Source organism: Muricoccus roseus (genome assembly GCF_900141905.1).
Taxonomy (GTDB): Bacteria; Pseudomonadota; Alphaproteobacteria; order Acetobacterales; family Acetobacteraceae; genus Roseomonas; species Roseomonas rosea.
Genome location: NZ_FQZF01000024.1, coordinates 41,338 through 61,312 on the forward strand (window position 1 = coordinate 41,338; position 19,975 = coordinate 61,312).

The 19,975-nt window shown below is 66.4% G+C and carries 20 protein-coding genes and 1 pseudogene; 5 read left to right on the forward strand and 16 right to left on the reverse strand.

Going from position 1 to position 19,975, the window contains the following annotated elements; translation table 11 throughout:
* Positions 1–8 precede the first annotated feature (8 nt).
* Positions 9–890 carry a LysR family transcriptional regulator gene (locus tag BUB97_RS18295; protein WP_086062325.1) on the reverse strand — a complete coding sequence of 294 codons (882 nt, stop codon included), beginning with the start codon at positions 888–890 and terminating at the stop codon, positions 9–11.
* A gap of 94 nt (positions 891–984) precedes the next feature.
* On the opposite strand from BUB97_RS18295, the gene BUB97_RS18300 reads away from it, so the two are divergent.
* Entirely contained in the window at positions 985–2,274 is a 1,290-nt protein-coding gene (locus BUB97_RS18300) for an MFS transporter (protein WP_245818358.1), read from the forward strand.
* Positions 2,271–3,386, forward strand: coding sequence for an FAD binding domain-containing protein (locus BUB97_RS18305; protein WP_073137407.1), 1,116 nt, complete (start codon positions 2,271–2,273; stop codon positions 3,384–3,386). The genes BUB97_RS18300 and BUB97_RS18305 overlap by 4 nt, the downstream gene beginning before the upstream one ends.
* A 168-nt stretch (positions 3,387–3,554) precedes the next feature.
* On the opposite strand, the gene BUB97_RS18310 is transcribed toward BUB97_RS18305, so the two are convergent.
* The 3 genes from BUB97_RS18310 to budA all read right to left on the reverse strand — a co-directional run bounded on the left by BUB97_RS18310 (position 3,555) and on the right by budA (position 5,523).
* Positions 3,555–3,884, reverse strand: a complete 330-nt coding sequence (locus BUB97_RS18310) for a hypothetical protein (protein WP_073137409.1) — start codon at positions 3,882–3,884, stop codon at positions 3,555–3,557.
* A 122-nt stretch (positions 3,885–4,006) separates the two neighbouring features.
* Positions 4,007–4,744 (reverse strand): DUF72 domain-containing protein, encoded by a 738-nt coding sequence (locus BUB97_RS18315; protein WP_073137410.1) that lies wholly within the window; start codon positions 4,742–4,744, stop codon positions 4,007–4,009.
* Positions 4,745–4,818: 74 nt separating this feature from the next.
* Positions 4,819–5,523, reverse strand: coding sequence for an acetolactate decarboxylase (gene budA / locus BUB97_RS18320; RefSeq protein WP_073137412.1), 705 nt, complete (start codon positions 5,521–5,523; stop codon positions 4,819–4,821).
* 240 nt (positions 5,524–5,763) lie between these two features.
* On the opposite strand from budA, the gene BUB97_RS18325 reads away from it, so the two are divergent.
* Both BUB97_RS18325 and BUB97_RS27490 read left to right on the forward strand, forming a co-directional pair.
* A complete protein-coding gene (locus tag BUB97_RS18325) occupies positions 5,764–5,964 on the forward strand; it encodes a hypothetical protein (protein WP_073137414.1) in 201 nt (66 codons plus the stop codon).
* 84 nt (positions 5,965–6,048) lie between these two features.
* The gene (locus BUB97_RS27490) at positions 6,049–6,690 is read left to right on the forward strand and encodes a polysaccharide pyruvyl transferase family protein (RefSeq protein WP_408906142.1); all 642 of its coding nucleotides are present in this window, start codon (positions 6,049–6,051) and stop codon (positions 6,688–6,690) included.
* Positions 6,691–6,724: 34 nt separating this feature from the next.
* Here the strand turns inward: BUB97_RS27490 and BUB97_RS18335 are convergent.
* From BUB97_RS18335 to BUB97_RS18365, 8 genes and pseudogenes are all read right to left on the reverse strand, one after another.
* Positions 6,725–7,078 (reverse strand): annotated as a pseudogene (locus tag BUB97_RS18335) (VOC family protein); the annotation flags it as partial.
* 45 nt (positions 7,079–7,123) lie between these two features.
* The gene (locus tag BUB97_RS18340) at positions 7,124–7,960 is read right to left on the reverse strand and encodes a nitroreductase family protein (RefSeq protein ID WP_073137470.1); all 837 of its coding nucleotides are present in this window, start codon (positions 7,958–7,960) and stop codon (positions 7,124–7,126) included.
* 304 nt (positions 7,961–8,264) lie between these two features.
* Complete coding sequence (locus BUB97_RS25905; protein WP_139281385.1) at positions 8,265–8,498, reverse strand: hypothetical protein; 234 nt, start codon at positions 8,496–8,498, stop codon at positions 8,265–8,267.
* A gap of 282 nt (positions 8,499–8,780) precedes the next feature.
* Positions 8,781–9,941 carry a CaiB/BaiF CoA transferase family protein gene (locus BUB97_RS18345; protein ID WP_073137418.1) on the reverse strand — a complete coding sequence of 387 codons (1,161 nt, stop codon included), beginning with the start codon at positions 9,939–9,941 and terminating at the stop codon, positions 8,781–8,783.
* Positions 9,941–10,768 carry an alpha/beta fold hydrolase gene (locus tag BUB97_RS18350; protein WP_073137420.1) on the reverse strand — a complete coding sequence of 276 codons (828 nt, stop codon included), beginning with the start codon at positions 10,766–10,768 and terminating at the stop codon, positions 9,941–9,943. The genes BUB97_RS18345 and BUB97_RS18350 overlap by 1 nt, the downstream gene beginning before the upstream one ends.
* The gene (locus BUB97_RS18355; protein WP_073137422.1) at positions 10,765–11,919 is read right to left on the reverse strand and encodes an acyl-CoA dehydrogenase family protein; all 1,155 of its coding nucleotides are present in this window, start codon (positions 11,917–11,919) and stop codon (positions 10,765–10,767) included. The genes BUB97_RS18350 and BUB97_RS18355 overlap by 4 nt, the downstream gene beginning before the upstream one ends.
* A gap of 33 nt (positions 11,920–11,952) precedes the next feature.
* A complete protein-coding gene (locus tag BUB97_RS18360) occupies positions 11,953–12,765 on the reverse strand; it encodes a p-hydroxycinnamoyl CoA hydratase/lyase (RefSeq protein ID WP_217659708.1) in 813 nt (270 codons plus the stop codon).
* 38 nt (positions 12,766–12,803) lie between these two features.
* Entirely contained in the window at positions 12,804–13,868 is a 1,065-nt protein-coding gene (locus BUB97_RS18365) for a Bug family tripartite tricarboxylate transporter substrate binding protein (RefSeq protein WP_086062327.1), read from the reverse strand.
* A gap of 447 nt (positions 13,869–14,315) precedes the next feature.
* On the opposite strand from BUB97_RS18365, the gene BUB97_RS18370 reads away from it, so the two are divergent.
* Complete coding sequence (locus BUB97_RS18370) at positions 14,316–15,137, forward strand: IclR family transcriptional regulator (RefSeq protein ID WP_139281386.1); 822 nt, start codon at positions 14,316–14,318, stop codon at positions 15,135–15,137.
* Between the two features lie 71 nt (positions 15,138–15,208).
* Here the strand turns inward: BUB97_RS18370 and BUB97_RS18375 are convergent, their stop codons facing one another.
* From BUB97_RS18375 to BUB97_RS18390, 4 genes are all read right to left on the reverse strand, one after another.
* The gene (locus tag BUB97_RS18375; RefSeq protein WP_073137428.1) at positions 15,209–15,955 is read right to left on the reverse strand and encodes a hypothetical protein; all 747 of its coding nucleotides are present in this window, start codon (positions 15,953–15,955) and stop codon (positions 15,209–15,211) included.
* A gap of 829 nt (positions 15,956–16,784) precedes the next feature.
* Positions 16,785–17,717 (reverse strand): alpha/beta hydrolase, encoded by a 933-nt coding sequence (locus tag BUB97_RS18380; RefSeq protein ID WP_175562679.1) that lies wholly within the window; start codon positions 17,715–17,717, stop codon positions 16,785–16,787.
* 127 nt (positions 17,718–17,844) lie between these two features.
* Positions 17,845–18,816: a Bug family tripartite tricarboxylate transporter substrate binding protein gene (locus BUB97_RS18385; protein ID WP_073137476.1), complete on the reverse strand. Its 972-nt coding sequence runs from the start codon at positions 18,814–18,816 to the stop codon at positions 17,845–17,847.
* Positions 18,817–19,498: 682 nt separating this feature from the next.
* Positions 19,499–19,933 (reverse strand): RrF2 family transcriptional regulator, encoded by a 435-nt coding sequence (locus BUB97_RS18390; protein ID WP_073137430.1) that lies wholly within the window; start codon positions 19,931–19,933, stop codon positions 19,499–19,501.
* Positions 19,934–19,975 lie beyond the last annotated feature (42 nt).

Below are 19,975 nucleotides of genomic sequence, written 5' to 3' on the forward strand. Positions count from 1 at the left end.
CCGCGGCCTCAAGCGCCCCGTAGACGGGCCTCGAGCGCCGCGATGAACAGCCGCACCTTCGGCGGTACCAGCCGGGCCGTCGGGTAGACCGCCCATATCGCCAGCGCCTCCGGCTCCCAGGCACCCATCGGGATGGGCAAGAGGTGCCCGATCGTCACCTCCTCCCGAACGTCCCAGGCGGACAGCATGGCAATGCCCAGACCACCGAGGCAGGCTTGGTGCAAGGCCTCAACCGAGCTGGAGGTGAAAGGGCCGGAGACCCGCTGCCGGAGCGTCTTCCCGCCCGACAGGAAACTCCAGTGGCTCGCCCCGGTCAGCGTCAGGCAGCGGTGCCGCGCGAGGTCGGCCGGCGCCTCCGGCAGGCCGTGCTCCGCGACATAGGCGGGCGCCGCGTAGAGCCCGCGTGGATTATCCGCCAGCCGGCGTGCGACGAGCGCGTTCTCGCGCAGCGGCGCAATCCGGATGGCGAGGTCGAGCCCCTGCGCGACGATGTCGATGATGCTGTCGCTCAACAGCAGGTCGATCCGCAGCCCGGGATGCTCCCGCAAAAGGACAGGCACGAGCGGCGCCACGACCTTGCGGCCGAAAGGAACCGAGGCCGTCACCCGCAAGGTTCCTGTCAGCCCGGCCGAATCCGGCCGGACGGAGGCACGGGCCATGGCCTCCTCCTCCAGCAGCAGGCGGGCGTGGGGCAGGAACGCCTCGCCCTCCGCGGTCAGCGAGAGAGAGCGGGTCGTCCGATGCATCAGCCGCGCCCCGACTTCCTCTTCCAGCTCGGCCAGCCGGCGGGAGGCGAGCATCGGCGTGATGCGCAGGCGGCGCGCCGCGGCGGCCAGGCTTCCGGCCTGCACCGCCTCTACCAGCACAGCGAGGTTGGCGAGGTTGATCATATCGCCCCACGTTATACCGACCGAACACAACGGATATCTACTGCGCCGGGCGTTACAATCCGAGATTGCGGGCACCGCAGAGAGGATCAGCTCCGTGCCGGACGCTCCCATCCAGAACCCGCCTCGCTTCTCCATCCACCCCGCCGGGTCCGCCGCGCGCGGCGCCACGGCCATGCCGCACGCTGGCGCAAGGGGGGAAGGCGCCGGCCAGCTCCCTTCCCGCCGGGCCGGCTCCGGCCTCACCTTCGCCATGGCCGCCGCGGCGGGAATCGCAGTGGCCAACATCTACTACAACCAGCCGATGCTCGGGATCATCGGGCAGGACTTCGCCGGCTCGGGTGCCACCGCGCTGATCCCGACGGCCACGCAGCTCGGCTACGCCGCAAGCCTGTTCCTGCTCCTACCGCTCGGCGACATGCTCGACCAGAAGCGGATGATCGTGGGGCAGTTCGTCGTGCTCGCCGCGGCGCTCGCCCTGGCGGCGCTGGCGCCCAGTGCGCCGGTCCTCGTCGTCGCTTCCCTCATTGTCGGCATGTCCGCCACCGTGGCGCAGCAGATCGTGCCCCTTGCAGCCCATCTCGCACCGCCGGCGCGGCGTGGCGCCACGGTGGGTCTCGTCACCGGCGGCGTGCTGGCGGGCATCCTGCTCAGCCGGACGCTCGGCGGCGTTGTCTCCGCCCATGGCGGGTGGCGCGCGATGTTCTGGCTGGCGGTGCCCTTGGCCCTCGGCGCCGCGGGGCTCATGGCGGCCATCCTGCCAAGCCGGCCAGCGGCCGCCTCGATCGGCTACGGGCAGGCGCTGCGCTCCTTGCTGCAGCTCTGGCATGGGCAACCCGCCCTGCGCCGGGCGACGCTGATGCAGGCCGCGCTCTTCGGTTCCTTCTCCGCTTTCTGGACCGTGCTCGCGCTGCGGCTGGAGCAGCCACCCTTCGCGCTCGGCGCCGATGTGGCGGGGCTGTTCGGCGTGGTCGGCGCCGTTGGGATCGCCGCCGCACCGCTGGCCGGCCGGCTGGCCGACCACCGCGGGCCGCAGCTGGTGATCGGGCTCGGTGCCCTGCTCACCCTCGTGGCCTGGGCCGTGCTCGGTGTCTGGCCGGCCCTCGGCGGCCTGGCGCTGGGGGTGATCATCCTCGACTTCGGGGTGCAGAGCGCGCTCGTCTCCAACCAGCACGTCATCTACGCCCTGCAGCCCGAGGCGCGCAGCCGAATCAACACGGTCTTCATGACGGGCATGTTCCTGGGCGGCTCGGCCGGCTCGGCCGGGGCCATGACAGCCTGGGACCTCGGCGGCTGGGGCGCGGTCTGCGGCTTCGGCACCGGCCTGGCCGCGCTCTCCCTGCTGCTCGAGTTTCTCGCACGCCGGGGCAAGGGAGAGATGGCATGAGGAAGCTGCGGATCGCCGTGGCGGGAGGCTCGCTCGGCGGCCTCTTCGCCGCCATCCTGCTGCGGCTGGACGGGCACGAGGTGCGCGTGTTCGAGCGTTCGGCGGGCGGGCTGGAGGGCCGGGGCGCCGGGCTGGTACCGCAGCGTGAGGTGCCCGAGGTGCTGCGGCAGATCAACGCCGAGGAGCTGGCAGGGGTGGGCGTCGTGGCTCGCGACCGGATCTTCCTCGACGCAGCCGGCGGCATTGCCCATCGCGAGGCCACGCCGCAGATGCAGGTGTCCTGGGACCGCCTGTACGGCGCTGTCCGGGGCCGGCTGGCGGATTCCGACTACCGCCTCGGCCGCGCCGTTCAGGGTGCCACGCAAACCAGCACCGAGGCGGTGCTGCACTTCGCCGATGGCAGCAGCGAGGCCGCCGATCTGGTCCTCGGCGCCGACGGCATCGGGTCCGTGCTGCGCGAGGCGGTCACGGGCCTGCCCTCGCCCAATCGCTACGCCGGCTATGTCGCCTGGCGCGGCATGGTGCCCGAGAGAGCCTTGCCGGATGGAGCAGCGGAGATGCTGCTCGACCGCTTCGCCTTCCACATGATGCCGCGCTCGCAGATTCTCGGATACCTCGTCACCGGGCCGGCCGGCGAGATGACGCGTGGGGACCGACGCTACAACTGGGTGTGGTACCGTCGCGTACTTCCGGCGGAGCTGGGGGAGGTTCTGACCGACAGCTCCGGCCACGCACACCCGTTCTCGCTCGCGCCCGGCCAAGTTCCGGAAGCTCGCGCCGCCGGGCTCCGGGCCGATGCAGCGGCGCTCCTCCCGCCGCCCTTCGCCGCTGCCGTGCAGGCGGAGCCGAGGCCGTTCGTACAGGCGATCTTCGACTATGAGGCTCCACGCATGGTGTCCGGCCGCCTGGCGCTGCTGGGCGACGCCGCCTTCGTGGCGCGGCCCCACACCGCCATGGGCGTGGCCAAGGCGGCAGGGGACGCGATGGCGCTCCGCACGCATCTCGGGCGCCTTCCCCTGGGCGAGGCGCTGCGGGCTTATGGACGCGAACGGCTCCCGGTTGGAAAGGTCACCGTTGACTATGGACGCCGTCTCGGCGCGGAGCTGGGCTGAGAATCCGCGAGAAACAAGCCAGGAGCCAGGGCGGGCGGGGGCCTGCGTCACGGACATCGGCCTGAGCGGCATGTCGAGTCAGGAACACATCCGCCAGGACAATTCAGGCGCCGTCCCGAGGAGACGGCGCAAGCACCGGGAAGCGCTCCTGCTTCCAGCCATCGCCCCCTATGGGCGCTTGGTCGCCCCCGTCATGCGGGCAAAGACCTGCCGGTCCTTGTTCTCCTGCATCAGCATCGAGAAGCTCGGGATCTTCTCGAAGCCGAGACCATGGGGGATGCCCGTATCAGGGTCGGGCTGAATCCTGGCATAGCCCTCGCCGGAGACCTTCTCCCACTTGCCAGCGGGCTTCTTCACCTCGAGGTTCACCACCGTTGCCTTGAAGACCATCCGGACGATGGCTTCCTTCGGCGATGACGGCTTGGTCAGGCACGGGGCGCCGGCCATCAGCTGCCAACCATTCGCCAGGGCCCAGGCCGTCAGCTCATCCTTGTCCATCAGGCGAACCTTCTCTCCATCGGCTGTCCGTATGAGCCGAATGCGGTCCCCACACCAGCGCCCCGCGGCACAGGCGGTGCTCGCGCCATCATGGCCGGACGCCATTCGGAGAGGGGGTGGCGCTATCCAGGGGTGCCGAGCAGCGTCTTCAGTTCCAGCGCGTCATGCGTGGCCTCGCCGAGCGCCGTGTTGTCGAAGATGCACCACGCTTCCCGGCCATCCTGCAGCGCCTCGCGGAGAGATCCGGCCACGGCCCCGACCTGCGCCAGAGAGTAGGGGGAATGGTAGATCTTCGGCCAGCCATGCAAGCGATGATACGCGAGCCCTTGCCATCCCCCCGGCACGGCAGCCCGCGGCAGCAGGGCAGGGTCGGCCGCGACCCTGGCCACCTGATGGCGGATGAGCTGGGCGTCCACCTCGTCGGTAAACCAGGTCGCATGGCGTGGCTCACAGACCAGCCCGCCCTCGAAGGCCTCGCGGAAATCCGCCAGGAAACGGTCCACCACCGCCTCCTCATGTCGCAGGCTCGGCGGCAGCTGCACAAGCAGTGGGCCGAGCCGGTCTCCCAATGCTCGCACCTCGTCGAGGAAGCGCAGGAGCGCCTCGCCCATGTCCTTCAGCCGGCCCTCATGGGTGATCATGCGCGGAACCTTCACCGAGAAGCGAAAGCCGTCCGGCACGCTCATCGCCCAGCGCTCATAGGTGGCAGGCCGATGCGGGCGGTAGAAGGAGGAGTTGATCTCGGCGGCCGGCAGGCGGGACGCATAGCGCTGAAGGTGGGTTCCCTCGCCGCCGAAAGCCCCGGCGTACTGCCGGGGGATGCTCCACCCCGCGGTTCCGACATACGCTCCGATCACCATGCCTCCTCCTGCGCCGCGGCCTCTGACGAAGGCCGTCCTGCGGTAACGCCGGAGCGCGGCTAGGTGTCTCGACCCTACCGATCCTTCTCGATGACCTTCAGCTCCGCCTCCGCGTCCCGGCCGAGGCCGGCCGTCAGGAAGTCGAGAGTCATCGGCAGGGCCATGTTGAGGCGGGGCAGATGCATCAGGGCGATGCGGCCCGAGGCGATCCGGCCCGAGAGCAGGTGGCCGCCACGCTGCCGGGCAACGTCCAGGAAGTGCAGGTGGCAGCCGGGGACGGCGAGGTTGCCGAGGAAGGCAGGAGTCCAGAATCCGCAGAGCGTGCCCTCGGTCTGGGGAAACTCGAAGGTGGCCTGCCGCTTCGCGACCTCGACCAGCGGCGTGTAGGCTTCCTGGCGGGGCACGCTGCGCACGCGCAGCCCTTCGAAGCAGCCCTCGATGCGGATGGCATAGAGCATGTTGAGAGAGGGAACGAGGCCGTTGATCGCCTCCTCGATCTCCGTTCCGGGTGGGACCTCGTCCACCGTCTCGGCACGGAAGGGAGCGACACAGGCGAAGGGGGTGCGGGCGGTGCCATCCACCTCCCGCGCGGTGCCGGTGTTATCCACCTGCCAGGCGCGACCGTCGAGCACCACCATCTCGCCATCCAGGTCCTCGAAGGTGCCGAGGCCGAGATCGCCTTCCGCCAGGATGTCCGCGACCGTCGCCGTGCCTTCGTAGAGCCCTTCCAGCAGCGCGTTGACCGGAGCGGAGAGATAGGCGGCGCGGTGGGTGGTCATGGGGCGACGATTCCTGCGAGGGCTGGGTTTGCCTGCCTGCGTCCTGCCGCCGCGACGCAGGCCATCTCCGCTCCCCGGAGACCCGCATGACGGCCCGCAGATCCAGATCCAGCATGGCCCCGTGCTTGTGCAGCGTGCTGGAGGAAGCCATCATCGTCAACGCTTCCGACCCAGTGTGACGACCTGTCCCGACTGCCCTCACGTCCACCCGCCGCAATCCAGCCGAGAGACCGAGAACCGATGGCCGCGAACCTCTTCTTCTGGCGCCAGGAAGAGCAGATCGGGAATTTCGGCGATGCCCTGGCCGTCCTGTACATAGAGCGCCTGTTCGGGGAACGCTGCCTCTTCGACATGGGCTCGCTGCATCTCGTGGGCAGCGTCATCACACCCAACCGCCTCAGGCAGGCGAAGCGCCATGGCCACAAGCCGAATGACTGGTAGGGCCGCCCCATCTTCTGGGGTTGCGGCAAGAAGGACGCTGAGCCGCTGGCGCCGGAGTTGTAGCGAGGCGCGCTGTTCCTCGGCATACGCGGGACGATGACGCGAGATGCGCTGGGCCTGCCTCGCGCCGCCACTCCGCTGGGCGATACCGCCCTGTTGCTGCCGGGCTTCTACAGCCCGCGGCATGACGCCCGGACAGCGGGCAAGGTCCTCTGGGTCCCGCATTTCCACTACGAGGACCCCACTCCGGAGGCCTTGGACCAGACGCCGGACCGTTGCGTGATACGCCCCGCCATTCCGAACACCGTGGACGCTTGCGAGCGCTTCATCGACGCGATCGCCTCGGCAGAGTTCGTGATGGCCAACGCCATGCACGCCGCGGTGGTCGCCCTCGCCTACGGTGTTCCCTTTGCCTTCTGGAGTGGCTCGGAAATCGACCACCCGCTCAAATGGGCGGGCCTCAGCAGCGGCGTTGGATTCAGCCTTCCGTGGAAGTGGTCCTGGGCGCCACACGCAGAAATCTCCAACACCGCCAGTTCGCGTGGCCGGAGAGAACCATGTCTGTCATCACATGCGGCTGGTTGGTGGGGGAGCGGACGTCATCGATTGGTGTGGCCGATCCCACTCGGACCAACAAGCTCAGCACTCTCCCGCCTTCGCCGTGAGCGCCACCCCGTGGGCCCTGGCGGAGAAGCGCCCGCGGCCGATCGCACCTCACGAGCCTGAGCGAGGTCCGATTACAAGGCCAGTTGACGAATCGTCATCCGCGCCGGGCGGCCTCTATCGCCGCGACGTCGATCTTGCGCATGGTCATCATGGCCGTAAAAGCGCGCCGCGCACCTTCTCCACCGGCTGCCAGTGCGGAAGTGAGAACGCGCGGCGTGATCTGCCACGAGATTCCCCAACGGTCCTTGCACAAGCCGCAGGCGCTTTCCTGTCCACCGTTGCCGACGATCGCGCTCCAAAGACGATCCGCCTCCGCTTGATCATCTGTGGCGATCTGGAACGATAAGGCTTCGCTACGTCGGAACGCGCTTCCACCGTTCAGGCCGATACAGGCGATGCCGGCGACAGTGAACTCGACCGTCAACACGTCGCCAGCCTTCCCCGACGGAAAGTCGGTCGGCGCTAAGCACGTTCCCGCCTGGCTTCAGAAGCCTTAGTCCAGGTTAAATCGCTTCTTGCGGATGAAAGCGCCGAAATCAGCGCGCTCGCGCACGGAGTATTGTCGTACCTTGTCTTCAGACCATCCGTAGTCGGCCGCCTGCCCGAAGCGGTTCATGTATCGCTGCGCCGCGTATGGCTGTACGGCTGCGCGCCGCCTGTCATAGTCGGCGATCTTCTCCTGCAGGCCGCTCTCATCGTACCGGTCGCGGTGTATGGTGATGTCGAGCCCCAGGCGCGGGCTGAGAACCCCCGCGAAGGACGGCCAGCCCACCCCTAGCCCTGCCACCGGGAAGACATGTTCCGGCAGGCACAACAGGTCGGAGACCTCCGCTGCTCTGTTGCGGATGGCGCTGACTGGGCAGGTCCCCAGACCGGCCCGATCCGCTGCAGCGATGAACGTCGCCAGAACGATGCCCGTATCGACCGAAGCGTTGAAGAAGGAGTCTAGATGGTCGTTCAAGAAGGGCTGCCGGCGCCATTCGAACATCAGGCGATGCCGTCTGTTGTTGGCACAGAAAACCAGAAACGCGGGCGCCTCCCGGATCCACGGATTGTCCGGGATGAGGTCATGCAGCCTGTCACGCTGGGCCCTGTCCGAGATCATGATGATATCCGCCTGCTGCAGATCCGATTTTGACGGCGCCGCAAGCGCGACAGCACAGAGCGTCTCCAGCAGCGCCGGATCGACGGGCTTGTCGGTGTATCGACGCATGACCCGGCGGTTCGCCATCGCGGCCAGGACATCAATGCCCTCGGGAGCGGTCCGCAGAGCTGGCGAGGAACCGAACCGGGCCTTGACGATGTCCAGTAGACGATCGAGCAACACCATCTCCTTCGATACGGCGGTCGCGGGCAAGCCTGCGAGGCTACATCCACGACCTCAAGGCTACGTCTCGTTCAGGAAGCGGGATAGATCCTATATGACAAGGGCGTCGCCGTCGGCCGGGGCAGGCAGGCTGGACGCTAAGCCTTCCTTCTCGGCCAAGGCCCTCAACTCGGCGCTGCTCAGGACGCAGTGGATCGCCATGTGGCTGGCGATCACCGTGGCTCGCGTGCGGCACACTGGCCTGCCAGGACGTCCGCTTCGCCCATAATGATGGAGTCAAGACCGTTGAAGGTCGTCGCGTCTGCGTTCAGAACGATCCCGTCCGGCCGGTGCCTGGTGGTGGCTCGTTCGATATGCTGGTTCCAGATGGTGTCGCCCGCGCGTAGAAAATTCTCTCCGACCGGTGGCTGAAGACGACGCCGCAGAGCTTGCCCCGAGCTGAGTTCACTTTGAGCACGGCATCTGCGCCGTGCTGCCCACCTGTCTTGGCAAGCTGGATGCTGTTGAAGTGCGATGTCTCAGTCATGACGCGCACGTCCATGAACCCCGCTTCCGGATCGCTTCGGCATCCTCGTCATTCTGCCCGAACCGAGGCAGCAATCCATTGAGCTTCGCCTTGGCGGCATCGTCCTAATGCTCACCATGCAGGTGGATTACGATTACCGCGTCCACATCAGTGACACCGGCGATCGCCACCGGAAGGGGCACCAGGCGACGTCTCGTTCTGCTCCCGAAACGTAATTCAGCTGCTTCGGCAGACCATCGTTCTGCCCGTGCATGTACGCGGAAGACTCTCGTTGATCTGCTCGAGCGCCGCTGCTCTTCAGGGGGCTACCCCTGGCACCAATGCCATGCCAAGTTCCGAGAGAACTTCCTTGGTATGTTCCCCCAGCATGGGCGGCGGGGCCTGCGGCTGGTCGTCTCGCGAGCCGTCGTACAACACCGGCCGTCGGATTGCCTTCAGAGGGCCCATCTCCGGATGCGAGAGATCAACAAAGCTGCCGAGGTGACGGACCTGGGGATCATCGAGGACTTCCTCGACGCCATAGACGGGAGCATAAGGCAAGTCCGTTTCTGCCAAAGCGTCCAGCCAAGCTCCTAACTCCCGCCCGCCGAAGACCGGCGCAGCGAGACGCCGGATATGCTCGTAGTTCTCGAGCCTCAGGGATCGCGTGGCGCAGAGTGGATCCTCCAGAAGCTCCGGCAACCCAACGAGATCGACGAACTGCCTCCAGAACTTCTCCTGCGACGACAGATGGATCGCGACCAGCCGACCGTCCCCACATCGAAAGGCGTAGGATTGAGAAGTCCGTGCCCGGAGCTGTGGGTCTGAGACGATGCCCAGTTGCGTATAATAGCCGAAGGGATCCGGCATGAATGCCAAGGTGGACTCCAGCATGTTCACATCGACCCGCCGGCCCTCTCCTGTCCGCTCACGGGCAAGCAATGCGCCGAGAATCCCGTAGCAGGCGTAGTGACCGGTCACGTTGTCCGAAACTGTCGGTCCTGCGATGCGTGGTTCTTCGGGATCCAGAAAAAGGGAAGACATGCCACTCAGTGCCTGGGCCACGGCGTCATAAGCTGGACGATGGGCGTATGGGCCGCCCGCCCCGAAGCCGCTGATGTGGCACGCTATCAGGCGGGGATTAATCTCGGCCAGGCGAGCGTCCGTAAATCCGAGCCGCTCGAGCACGCCGGGACGGAAATTCACTATCAGCACGTCGCTTGCCGCGATCAGCGCCTGTAAGGCGGCCTTTCCATCCGGTGCACGAAGATCGAGCGCCACGCTACGCTTATTCCGATTGTAGGCGCAGAAGTGAGGGCTGTAGAGGCCGCCACGGAAGCTGCGGAAGGGGTCGCCACCCTCGGGGTTCTCCACCTTCACTACATCTGCGCCGAGATCGGCGAGCATCATACCTGCGAGTGATCCGGTGATCATCGTCGTAAGCTCAATGACACGGATGCCCGGGAGAAGAGAGCCCATCAGTTCTTCCTCAGGTTCGGTTCCGCTGGTCCGCCCAGCCAGGCAAGCAGGATGGGGTCCAGGGCCTCGGGCGCCTCAATCGGCGCATAATGCCCGACGCCCGGCATGACCACGCTCTCGCCCCGCAGCAATGCCTCCGCCATGCGCTGGCCCAGCGCTGGCGGGGAGCCCGCATCCTCCTCGCCACTGATGACGAGTGTCGGCGAGCCGAGCCTGTCGAGAAGTGGAAAGATGTCCGCTCCGCAGAGCGCCTCCCAGGCGGCGAGGTAACCGGCGACGGGAGCCTCGGCCATGACGGTAATCGCGCGCTCCACCCTGGCGGACGGCGTGCCACGGCCAAGAACGGCGTCAGCGCGTCGTTCCGCGAAAACCCTGGGCCCAAGCGCCGTCAGTTCAGCGATCCGGGCCGCGCGCAACGACTCACGTGCAGCAGCATCCATTCCGCCAAGACCTGCCATGGGGTGAAGCAGCACAGCCCTGTGCGGCGGCTCTCGCCGAGCTGCCAAGGCGGCCAGGAAGATGGCCCCCAGCGAATGGCCGACCCCCAACCACTCACGAACATCAATCGCGTCCAGCCAGGACTCAAGGCGATTCACGTAGTCGGCGACCTTCGGCTCGGGCTCGTCAAGGGCTTCCGAGCCGCCATAGCCCGGCGCGTCCCAGGCCAGAACGCGGTACCGCTGCGCAAGGCTGACCAGCTGATGAGACCAGGCGCCGGAATGCCCCCCGATTCCGTGGAGCAGCAGCAAGGCGGGACCTTGCCCAGCCTCTCGCCAGGCAACGGCGCCCCCCGGCAGGTCGAGCACTTGCGACAGCACCTCGCTCACCCGGCGTAGGCCTCCAGAACGTGCCGTGCCAAGCTCATGCGAAGCACCTCTTCCGGTCCTTCGGTGACCATCATGCTGCGCTGGTCACGCCAGAACTTTTCGATCGGCAGTTCCTTCGTAAAGCCGATACCGCCATGGATCTGCAGGCAGCGATCAGCCGCCTGGAAAGAGAGGCGGTCGCCCAGCATCTTCACCGCGAAGGCATCATGCCGCACGTCTTCGCCCCGGTCGTAGCGCCAGGCAGCACGGTAGACGAGCAAGGTGAGCTGCTCGAGGTCCAGATGGGAGTCCACCATCATCCACTGGACAGCCTGCCGATCGGCGATCGGCTTGCCGAAGGTGATACGCTGCTTCGAGTAGTCAGTCGCAAGCTCCAGACAGCGGCGGATGACGCCCAATGCCCTCGCGCCATGGCGGATCCGCCCGGTGTTGATCCAATCCTGAGCCAATTTGAATCCGTCACCCTCACGGCCGATCAGCTTGCTCGCATGCACCCGCACGTTGTCGAATGCGAGTTCGCAAGGCTCGTCATCCATCATCGTGGGCTGGGCGCGCACGATGCTGACGCCTGGCGTGTCCATATCCACAAGAAAGGCCGAAATGCCGCGCGGTCCCTTGCTCCGGTCCGTGGAGACCAGGAGCTGCACGAAATCTGAGTGCTGCGCGTTGGTGATGAAGCGCTTGTATCCGTTGATGACATAATTGTCGCCCTCCCGCACGGCGGTGGCGCGGATGCCTGCCGGATCACTCCCCGCATCCGGCTCCGTCAATGCAAAGCAGCAGTCCTTCTCACCGGCGATAACCGGAAGCAGGTAGTCCTTCTTCTGCTCCTCATTGAGCTGGAAGAGGATTGGGCTCGGCTCTGGGCCGAAGATCTGCGTTTTGCGGGACGGCAAAGCGATGGTGCGCCCCATCTCCTCCCACAGGAGAACGCGAGCCAACAGGCCGAGCCCTAGCCCGCCATACTCGACGGGCGTGGTGATCAGCCAATAGCCCATCTCCTTCATCCGTGCCTCGAGGCGGGCACGCACCTCGGGGCGCATCTCCGGGCCATCATAGGCCTCGCGCTCCGTCGGGATGATCTCCTTGTCGACGAAGCGCCGGATCTGCTCGCGCATCATCCGGAGATCCTCGGGAAGCTCAAAATCCATTCTTCAGATCCGATTCCTGCGGCTTGCCGGCCCTTACTGGCCGTGCGTGAAACTGCCCTGGACGGGCTTGTAAGCCTTCTCATCCACGAACTGAGCGATGCCGTCGCGTTGCGCACGCCCGCCGGTGCGCTGCCGCAGCTCCTCCATCTTGGCGCCCAGATAGTCATAGGCCTGCTCGAAGCTCATGGACCGCACGCGCCGCACCGCGATCTTGGTAGCGCGATACGCCTCCGGGTCCTTGGACATGAGTAGGCGCGCCAGCGCTGTGGTGCGGTCCCGCAGGGCGTCCGGCGGCACCGCCTCATTCACCAGACGCAGCCGCGCCGCCTCCTTTCCGTCAAAGGAGCGCCCTGTGAGACAGAGGTCGAGCGCGTCACGATAGCCCAGGGCCTCCGTCATCACGCGAGCGACCAGGCCACCGGGAATGATACCCCAGTTGATCTCGGAGAGGCTGAAGGTTGCATCCTCCGCGGCGACCGCGAAGTCGCAGGCCATCAGCTGCATGAAGGCGCCGCCCACACAGAATCCGTTCACCATGGCAATGGTCGGCTTGTCATAGTTGTAGAGCCGGTCCCAGCGCCAACGGTTAGCGGCCTCCGTCGCACGCTTGGTCTCGGCCGGTTTGCCGTCCAGCTCCCGGAAGAACTCCTTGAGATCCTGCCCAGCGGAGAAAGCCTGCCCCGCCCCGGTGATCACGACGCAGCGTACCTCCGGGTCGGTCTCCAGCTCCGCAAGCACAGCATCCATCTCGAAATGCAGCGTCGGACTCATCGCGTTGCGCTTCTCGGGCCGATTCAGGAAAGTCCAGGCGATGCCATCGGCCTTCTCCACCTTCACCGTCCGCATGGCATCTCTCATGTTTCCCCCTCCGACAGCCCGTCAAATCAGGCCTGAATTTTCGCGTCGCGCGCCACGCGGGTCCAACGCTCCACCTCGCCACGCTGGAAGGGCACGAATTCCGCACGAGGTTTGAAGGCTGGTTCGAATCCCGCCGTCTGGAGCATCTGCTTCGCTTCTTCCGTACCAGCGATCCGTCGCAGCTCCGCCTCCACCAGCGCCATCAGTGCGGCGTCCATCCCAGGCGGGCCGTAAATGCCGATCCAGCTGGTGACCGAGAAGTCTGGCACGCCTGCCTCCATGATGGTGGGTACGTCGGGCAGCTGTGGCGTACGGTATGGGCTGGTGACCGCGAGCGGGCGCAGGGAGCCGCCGACGATCGCCCCCTTCACCGTGGGCAGATTCTCAAAGGCAACCTGAACGTCGCCGCGCTGAAGCATGATCAACGAATTGCCGGCCTGGCCGAGCGGCACACCGACAATGTCCAGGTCGGTCTGAAGCTTGAACAGCTCCGCCGTCATCTGGTTGGAAGCTCCGTTGCTCGTGTAGACGTAGTTCAGTTCGCCACGCCTGGACTTCGAATACTCGATGAACTCCCGTACGGACCTCGCGGGCACCTGCTGGCCAACGACCATGACATTCACAAACTCCGCCATAATGGCGAGTGCCGCAAAATCCGTGTTCACGTCATAGGGGTAGTTCGGAATGACTGCGGGCGGCAGGCCGTGGCTGCCCAGCCCTCCGACCAGCAGCGTGGCCCCGTCCGGCGCGGAGCGCTTCAGCGCCTCCATACCGATGGTGGCGTTCCCGCCTGGGCGATTATCAACGATGACCGTGGTGCCGTGCGCCGCGCGCATGCTGTCCGCAATCACACGCGCGACAACATCGGTCACACGTCCTGCGGGAAACGGCACAATGATGCGGATCGCCTGCGGCGGCCACGCAGCCGCGCGGGCGGCACGCGGGGCAGGCGCAGACATGATGCCTCCGGCAAACAAGAGGCTCTTCATGGCACCGCGACGGCCGAGTGTTGCCTGATTGGCCGATACGGTGGCGGCGGCACCCTCCGCGTTCCCGTCTTGACCGGACGAGAGTTGTACGTCGCTGCACATGGGCGTTCTACTCCATTGACTGAGAGGAAATCAGTTTTGTGCGACCGGCGTTATAATCACCTTCCACTTTCTGGCTTAACTCTGCCGGATAGATATTCGGCCGAGCCTTATCCATCACGTCAGCGACGACCGCGATCTCCAGGTCAGCGACCGGATTTCGCATGCTCGTGCGACCCGGTGCCAACCTCGACGACTCCTCTGCGAGATCCCCGCCGTTAGATCGTGGGCTCGTGCCAAATCCTTGATGACGTCTGCCCTGCGCCGTCGGGTGCGGTGCGCCCGGGTCGGCTCAGCGCCGCATGTTGCAACTTGCGGACATCTTCCGGCGAACTCCTCAAGACCGAAAGCACAATCCGAGGTAACTTCCACAGTGTGGAACTTCATGTGTATTCTCGTTGCTCGCATGGCGCACGGCGAATAGGTTCGGGGCGAAAAGGGTTTTGTATCGTGGAAGAGGCCGCATCAGATCCCCACGAGCCGAGCCGCGATGGAGCGCGTGTCATTCGGCGCGCAGTGGCGCTCCTGAGGGAGGTTTCTGCTTCCCGGGGGCAAGGGGCAAAGCTGACGGCGCTTGCGGAGGCGGCGGGGCTTCCGCAGCCGACCGCTCATCGCCTGCTCTCGGTCATGCTGCGGGAAGGATTGCTCGAACGGGACGAGGCGACGCGCGCCTTCCGGCTCGGTCCCTTGCTTTACGAGTTCGGTCTTGCGGCAACGCCCCGCGTTGACATCCGTCGCTTCTGTGCACCTTCGCTCGACCGTCTGGCGGCCTCGATCGGGGACACGGCCTACCTGAATTGTCGTAGCGGCGCCGATGCACTCTGCCTGGACCGGCGGGAAGGTGGCGCCGATGTTCGTCCCATGCCAGTGGAAGTGGGCAACCGCCGCCCTCTCGGCATGGGGTCTGGGGCGCTCGCCGTTCTCGCCAGCCTTCCTTCGGAAGAGGTCGACGCCGTGCTGGCCCACAATGCAGGCCGGTACCGCCGTTATGGGATGACGCCGGAGCGCGTGCGCGCGTCGGTGGAAGCAACCCGCGCCCGCGGCTTCGCAGTGACCTCCGGGCGCGTTGTCGCTCGCTTCCGCGGCGTCGCCGTGGCGATCGGGAACGGCGTCGGCGGCATTCCGGTCGCGCTATCCGTGATCGCAACGGAGGATCGTTTGGACGTCCGCCGCATTGAGAAGGTCGTCTTGCTCCTGCAACGCGAGGAACGGTCACTGCGCTCGATCTTGGGAGCGGAGCCCAGCATCAGCCAGAAAGGCTTCGCGACGTGACGCAGCCCGGCCGAGAGACCATGCCGGCCTCCGCTATGGTGGCACGCTCACCCTCAACGTCGGAAGCATGGTCAGAACAGGTCGCCGAAAGCGGAGCGGCCTTCGGCGACCCCGAATTGCAGGACGTGCTGCAAAGGGTTGGTCCCCGCCGCCGCGACATCCGCATAGGCCGCGAGGTAGGCGCTCGTGTCGAAATGGCTCGACGTGTCGCGCCCTTCCCGCCAGCCGAATGCGTTGTAGTGGGCCAGCGGATCGAACCCGGCAGCCGCCACATCCGGGCTGTTGGCAGGGTAGTAATTCATATCGAAGAAGGCGTCTGGATTGCGCCCCTCGCGCGAACCGAAGGCGTCGAAATGCGCGCGGGCGTCCAGGCCGGAAGCGCCGACATCGGGGTTGGCCAGCTTGTAGTACAACGGGTCAAACCCATCCTGCACCGTGGCGCTGTTGATGGCCGGAAAGGCCCGCCGCCCCTCCGCCGCGCCGCTCAGCAGGCAGTGCCGCAGCGGATCCATCCCCGCGGCGGCGACATCAGGGTTGAAGCGTAGATACAGAGAGGTGTCGAATGCCGCCGATGGGTCGCGCCCCTCTCGCCAGCCGTCCGCATCATAATGGTTCAACGGGTTGATCCCCGCCGCCCGAACATCGCCATAGGCGCCAAGGTATCCTCGCGTGGAGGAGAACGCGTTCGGGGTCCCGTCCTTCCAGCCATGCGCGTCGTAATGCGCGCGCACATTCGCATCCGCGAGCGCCATGTCCCGATACGTCCCGTCGTGGAACAGGAAGTCGACCAGTGCATCCGACCGTACGGTGAGCGTCACGTCGGCGAAGCTGATCCAGATGGTTGCCGTCGTGTTCCGCGGCGAGGCCGCGGCGGCGGAGCACTGGCGTCTGCTGGACAGCGCGCTCGCCCGCGACAGCGCCGCTGGTCACCGGGCATTGGCCGAGCATCTTGGTAGCTGTGTCCGGCACGTCATCGAGACGGGTGCCCTCGCGCGGTTCCGCGGCGAGACCCGGCGCGTCCCGACCGATGCGGGTCCGCGGGCGCGGGCTGCCCCGAAGAGTGCCGGAAGGTCCGGCAACCGCACGTCAGCTGGCGGTACCGCTCGGCCGCGAGCTCCAGCATCAGCCGGTTAATGACCGAGTGGGTTCGGAGAGGTCCGGAACTCCGAGTTCTCGCCCGCAAGCTCGGCCCCATGCGCCTGAACGGGGGCATGGTCGGCTATGACGAGATAGTCCTCCACGTTGTTGGGTCCGGCAAGGAAAGCACCGAAACGCGTCGGGGCGGCTGCCCTCCGAGGCGTTCTGGGCCGAGGCAAGGTTGGGGGTCGGTTCCAGCGGCAGCTCCTCTGCGTGCCGCTCGGGGTGCTCCACCTTCCACCCGTTCCAGCGGAGGGAGGCGCCATCGTCGTGGGGCCGCTCTGCCAGGGCGTGACGGTCGGCGGCCGGATCGTGCCAGCATGGCGCTATATGCGCTGCACACTCTGCATGGGGAACCTGTCGCACCGAGGATCTGCAACCTCGACAAGGGGCAGCCCGTCGGCCGCGAGGCGCTGGCGCATCTGCCGCTTCTGCCAGGAGGCAAAAGCGAGGCTCCGGCCGATCTTCTGCAGACGCCATCGGCGATGCGCCAGGACATCGAAGGAGCGCCTACTGCTGGAACAGCTTGCCCAGGAACAGCAACGCGCCTTCTGAGCCCGAGCGCCAGTAGTCCCAGTTATGGAGGCCCGGGCGGATCATGAAGCTGTGCGGCACGTTCTTGTCGCGGAGCTTCTGGTGCAGGATGGCGTTGCCGTCGAAGAAGCGGTCCTCCGCGCCGCAGTCCAGGTGGAAGCGGGTGGAACGAATGTTGGCCGGGGGCAGCCGATCCACCATGTCGAGCACGCTATAGTCGCGATACCGCTCATTGAGCCGGGCCTCGCCCTGCAGGCCCATCCCCCATGCCTTGCCGTAGCGCCGGTCGTAGCCAGGCTGGTCCATGGTGAGGATCTGCTCGTCGGTCCGGAAAGCGGCGCTCAACGCGGCCGCGCCGATGAAGGTGCCGGGATGGCGCATGGAATAGGCAAGGGCCCCGTAGCCGCCCATCGACAGGCCGCCGATGCCGCGCCCCTCCCGCCCGCTGATCACGCGGTAGGTACGCTCGATGAAGGGCATGAAGTCCTCGAAGAACATGTCCTCCCAGCGGAAGGCGCCGTCGGCGTCGTTCATGTAGTAGGTGTTGTTCCGGTTGGCCTCGTCTCGCTGTCCGTTCGGGCTCACGACGATCGCGGCCGGGATGCGACCCTCGCCGATCAGGCGGTCGAGCAGGACGTTGAGCCGCCCGAAGCGGAACCAATCCGTGTCTGTTCCGGCCTCGCCGCCATGCAGCATGTAGATGATCGGATAGGCGCGTTTCGCGCTATCATAGTCCGGCGGGAGATAGACGCTATAACGGACCTCCTTGCCGAGCACACCGCTGGGTGCGAACCGCTGCTCCTCAATGCGTCCGGGCAGGGCAGCACGGCCCTCTCGCCCAGCAAGAAGCAGCGGCGCGCCAGAAGCGAGGGCAAGGAGGCTCCGGCGTGCGAGCGCATGCTCCGACACTCCGACCTGCCGTCTTGCCTCTTGGGCCTCGTGCATCATGGCTCCCTCTCCCTCGAACGCGCTGTGTCGCTGCTGCCTTTACGCCAGAATCAACCGGGGCTGATCAGGCCTGGATTCTTCGGCCCGCTCAGTCGGCGGTGATTCCGGCTTTCCGGATCACCTGGGTCCATTTCACGATCTCGGCCTGCAGATAGGTCGACATCTCCCGTGGCCCCGAAGAAAGGGGCTCCAGACCCAACTCGGTGAACCGGGCGCTGATCTGGGGAAGCGCCTCTCGCGTGGCGGCCTCCAGCCGGTCGATGATCGGGCGAGGCGTGGCGGCGGGTACGAACAGCGCCGTCCAGACCCCCATCTCGAAGCCGGGCACCGTCTCAGCCACGACCGGGATGTTCGGCAACTCCGCAAGGCGTCGGGACGACGTCACGCCCAGGGGCACAAGACGCCCCTCCCGCGCATGCGGCAGGGCAGAGGGCAGGGTGTCGAACATGAGGTCGACCTGCCCTGCCAGGACAGCCGCCGCCGCGGGCGCGGTGCTGCGGAACGGGACGTGCAGAAGATCAACGCCGGCGAGCGACTTGAAAAGCTCGCCCGCAAGGTGGCTCGACGTGCCATTGCCGCCTGAGCCATAGGTCAGGACGCCAGGTTCCGCCCGGGCGCGGGAGATAAGGCCAGCCACGTCCCGGATGCCTTTGGACGGATGTGCCACGAGAAGGTTGGGACTGGTCGCGACGCCCGAAACCGGGGCGAAGTCGGCCACGGGGTCGTAGGTGAGGGTTCGATACAGCCCGACATTCATGGCGTGGGTGCTGATCGTACCCATCAGGACCGTGTAGCCGTCGGGGGCACTCCGGGCGGCGGCCTCCGTCCCGATGATCCCGGCCGCACCGGCTCGGTTGTCGACAGTGACCGGCTGCCCCAGGCCGGCGGAGAGGCGCTCTGCCAGCAGCCGGGCGGCGATGTCGGTAAAGCCGCCCGGGGCGAAAGCCACGATCATGCGGATCGGGCGCGTCGGCCAGGATTGGGCACCGGCCGGATGTGGCAGGGCGCCGATCAATCCTGCCGCGGCTGTCGCGGTCAGAGCCTGACGCCTGGTCGGCATGGCAGCATCTCCCCCTTGCGCCGTCTCCGCGACGTGGAGGGAAGGACGCCACCCCACCAACCCCTTCGTCAAGGTGTCCCGCCTCATCCTGGACCGCCCGAGGCGGAAGAGGGTGGTCATGCCCGAGGGACTAGCCTCGCCGGCAACACCCAGGTTAGCCGCTCAGGCGCGTGGCGAACCGCCCCTCGTGAAGGCTCTGGCTCGAGCGTTCCGGTATCGAAGGCTGCTGGACGGGACGGTACGCATCTATCACGAAGGTTGCCGAGGTTGAGCGTCTGGACCGAGGACACATGAGGTGCCTGCCACAGCTGATGCCGCAGGCACCAGTTGGAAGGGCGGCAATCTCAGCAGATCCATGACCCACTGTTGGTGCAATCACTTCCGGCCGGGTGAGAAGTATCAAGGTGCACGCCGCAAAATACAGGGAGAACACATGGAAAGGCGCGATCCCAACCCCACCAGAGACAAGTCATTCTGAGAGAAATTGGAGCAGCGGTACGAGCTGGGCGCAAACATTCTCTGGAGAGGCGACTCCCGGCGCGATGCCGTTTGCTGAGCCTGAACGGTGAACAAAAACCGATCCAGTTGCCGCTCCTCCTTGCCGCACCCGATTCTCCTTTCGCCCAGGCGCGGCTGCTTCCCAGCGCCCATCGAGGATGCACCGCCAGTGTCATCCGCCCGTTTACACCACCTCCGATGAGGCAGCCCCGAGCCCTCCTGGCACGACGCATTCCTCCAGGCTCGTCCGGTCCAGTTCCGCCAGAAACGCCTCCCGGGCCCGCTGCAAGCTGCGTCGCAGGAGACATCCGGGCAGGAAGCAACAGGCGCCTCCCTCAGGAAGGAAGCACTCGACCAGCGCCTGGCCGCGCTCCAGGTGTCGCACGACCTCGCCGATGGTGATCCCGCTGGTCGGCCTGGCCAGCATCACGCCGCCGCGGGCGCCCCGCAGCGTGCGGACCAGCCCCGCTTCCGTCAGGTCCTGCACGATCTTGTGGAGGTGGTTCCGCGGCACGCCGATCTCACGCGCCAGCACCTCGGTGCTCTGGTGGTGCTCAGCGTCCGCGCCCAGGCGCATCAGCAGCCGCAGGGCGAAATCGGTGGAGGAACGAAGACGCAAGGCATCAATCCCGAAACTGGTATTGACGATACCACATTCGGA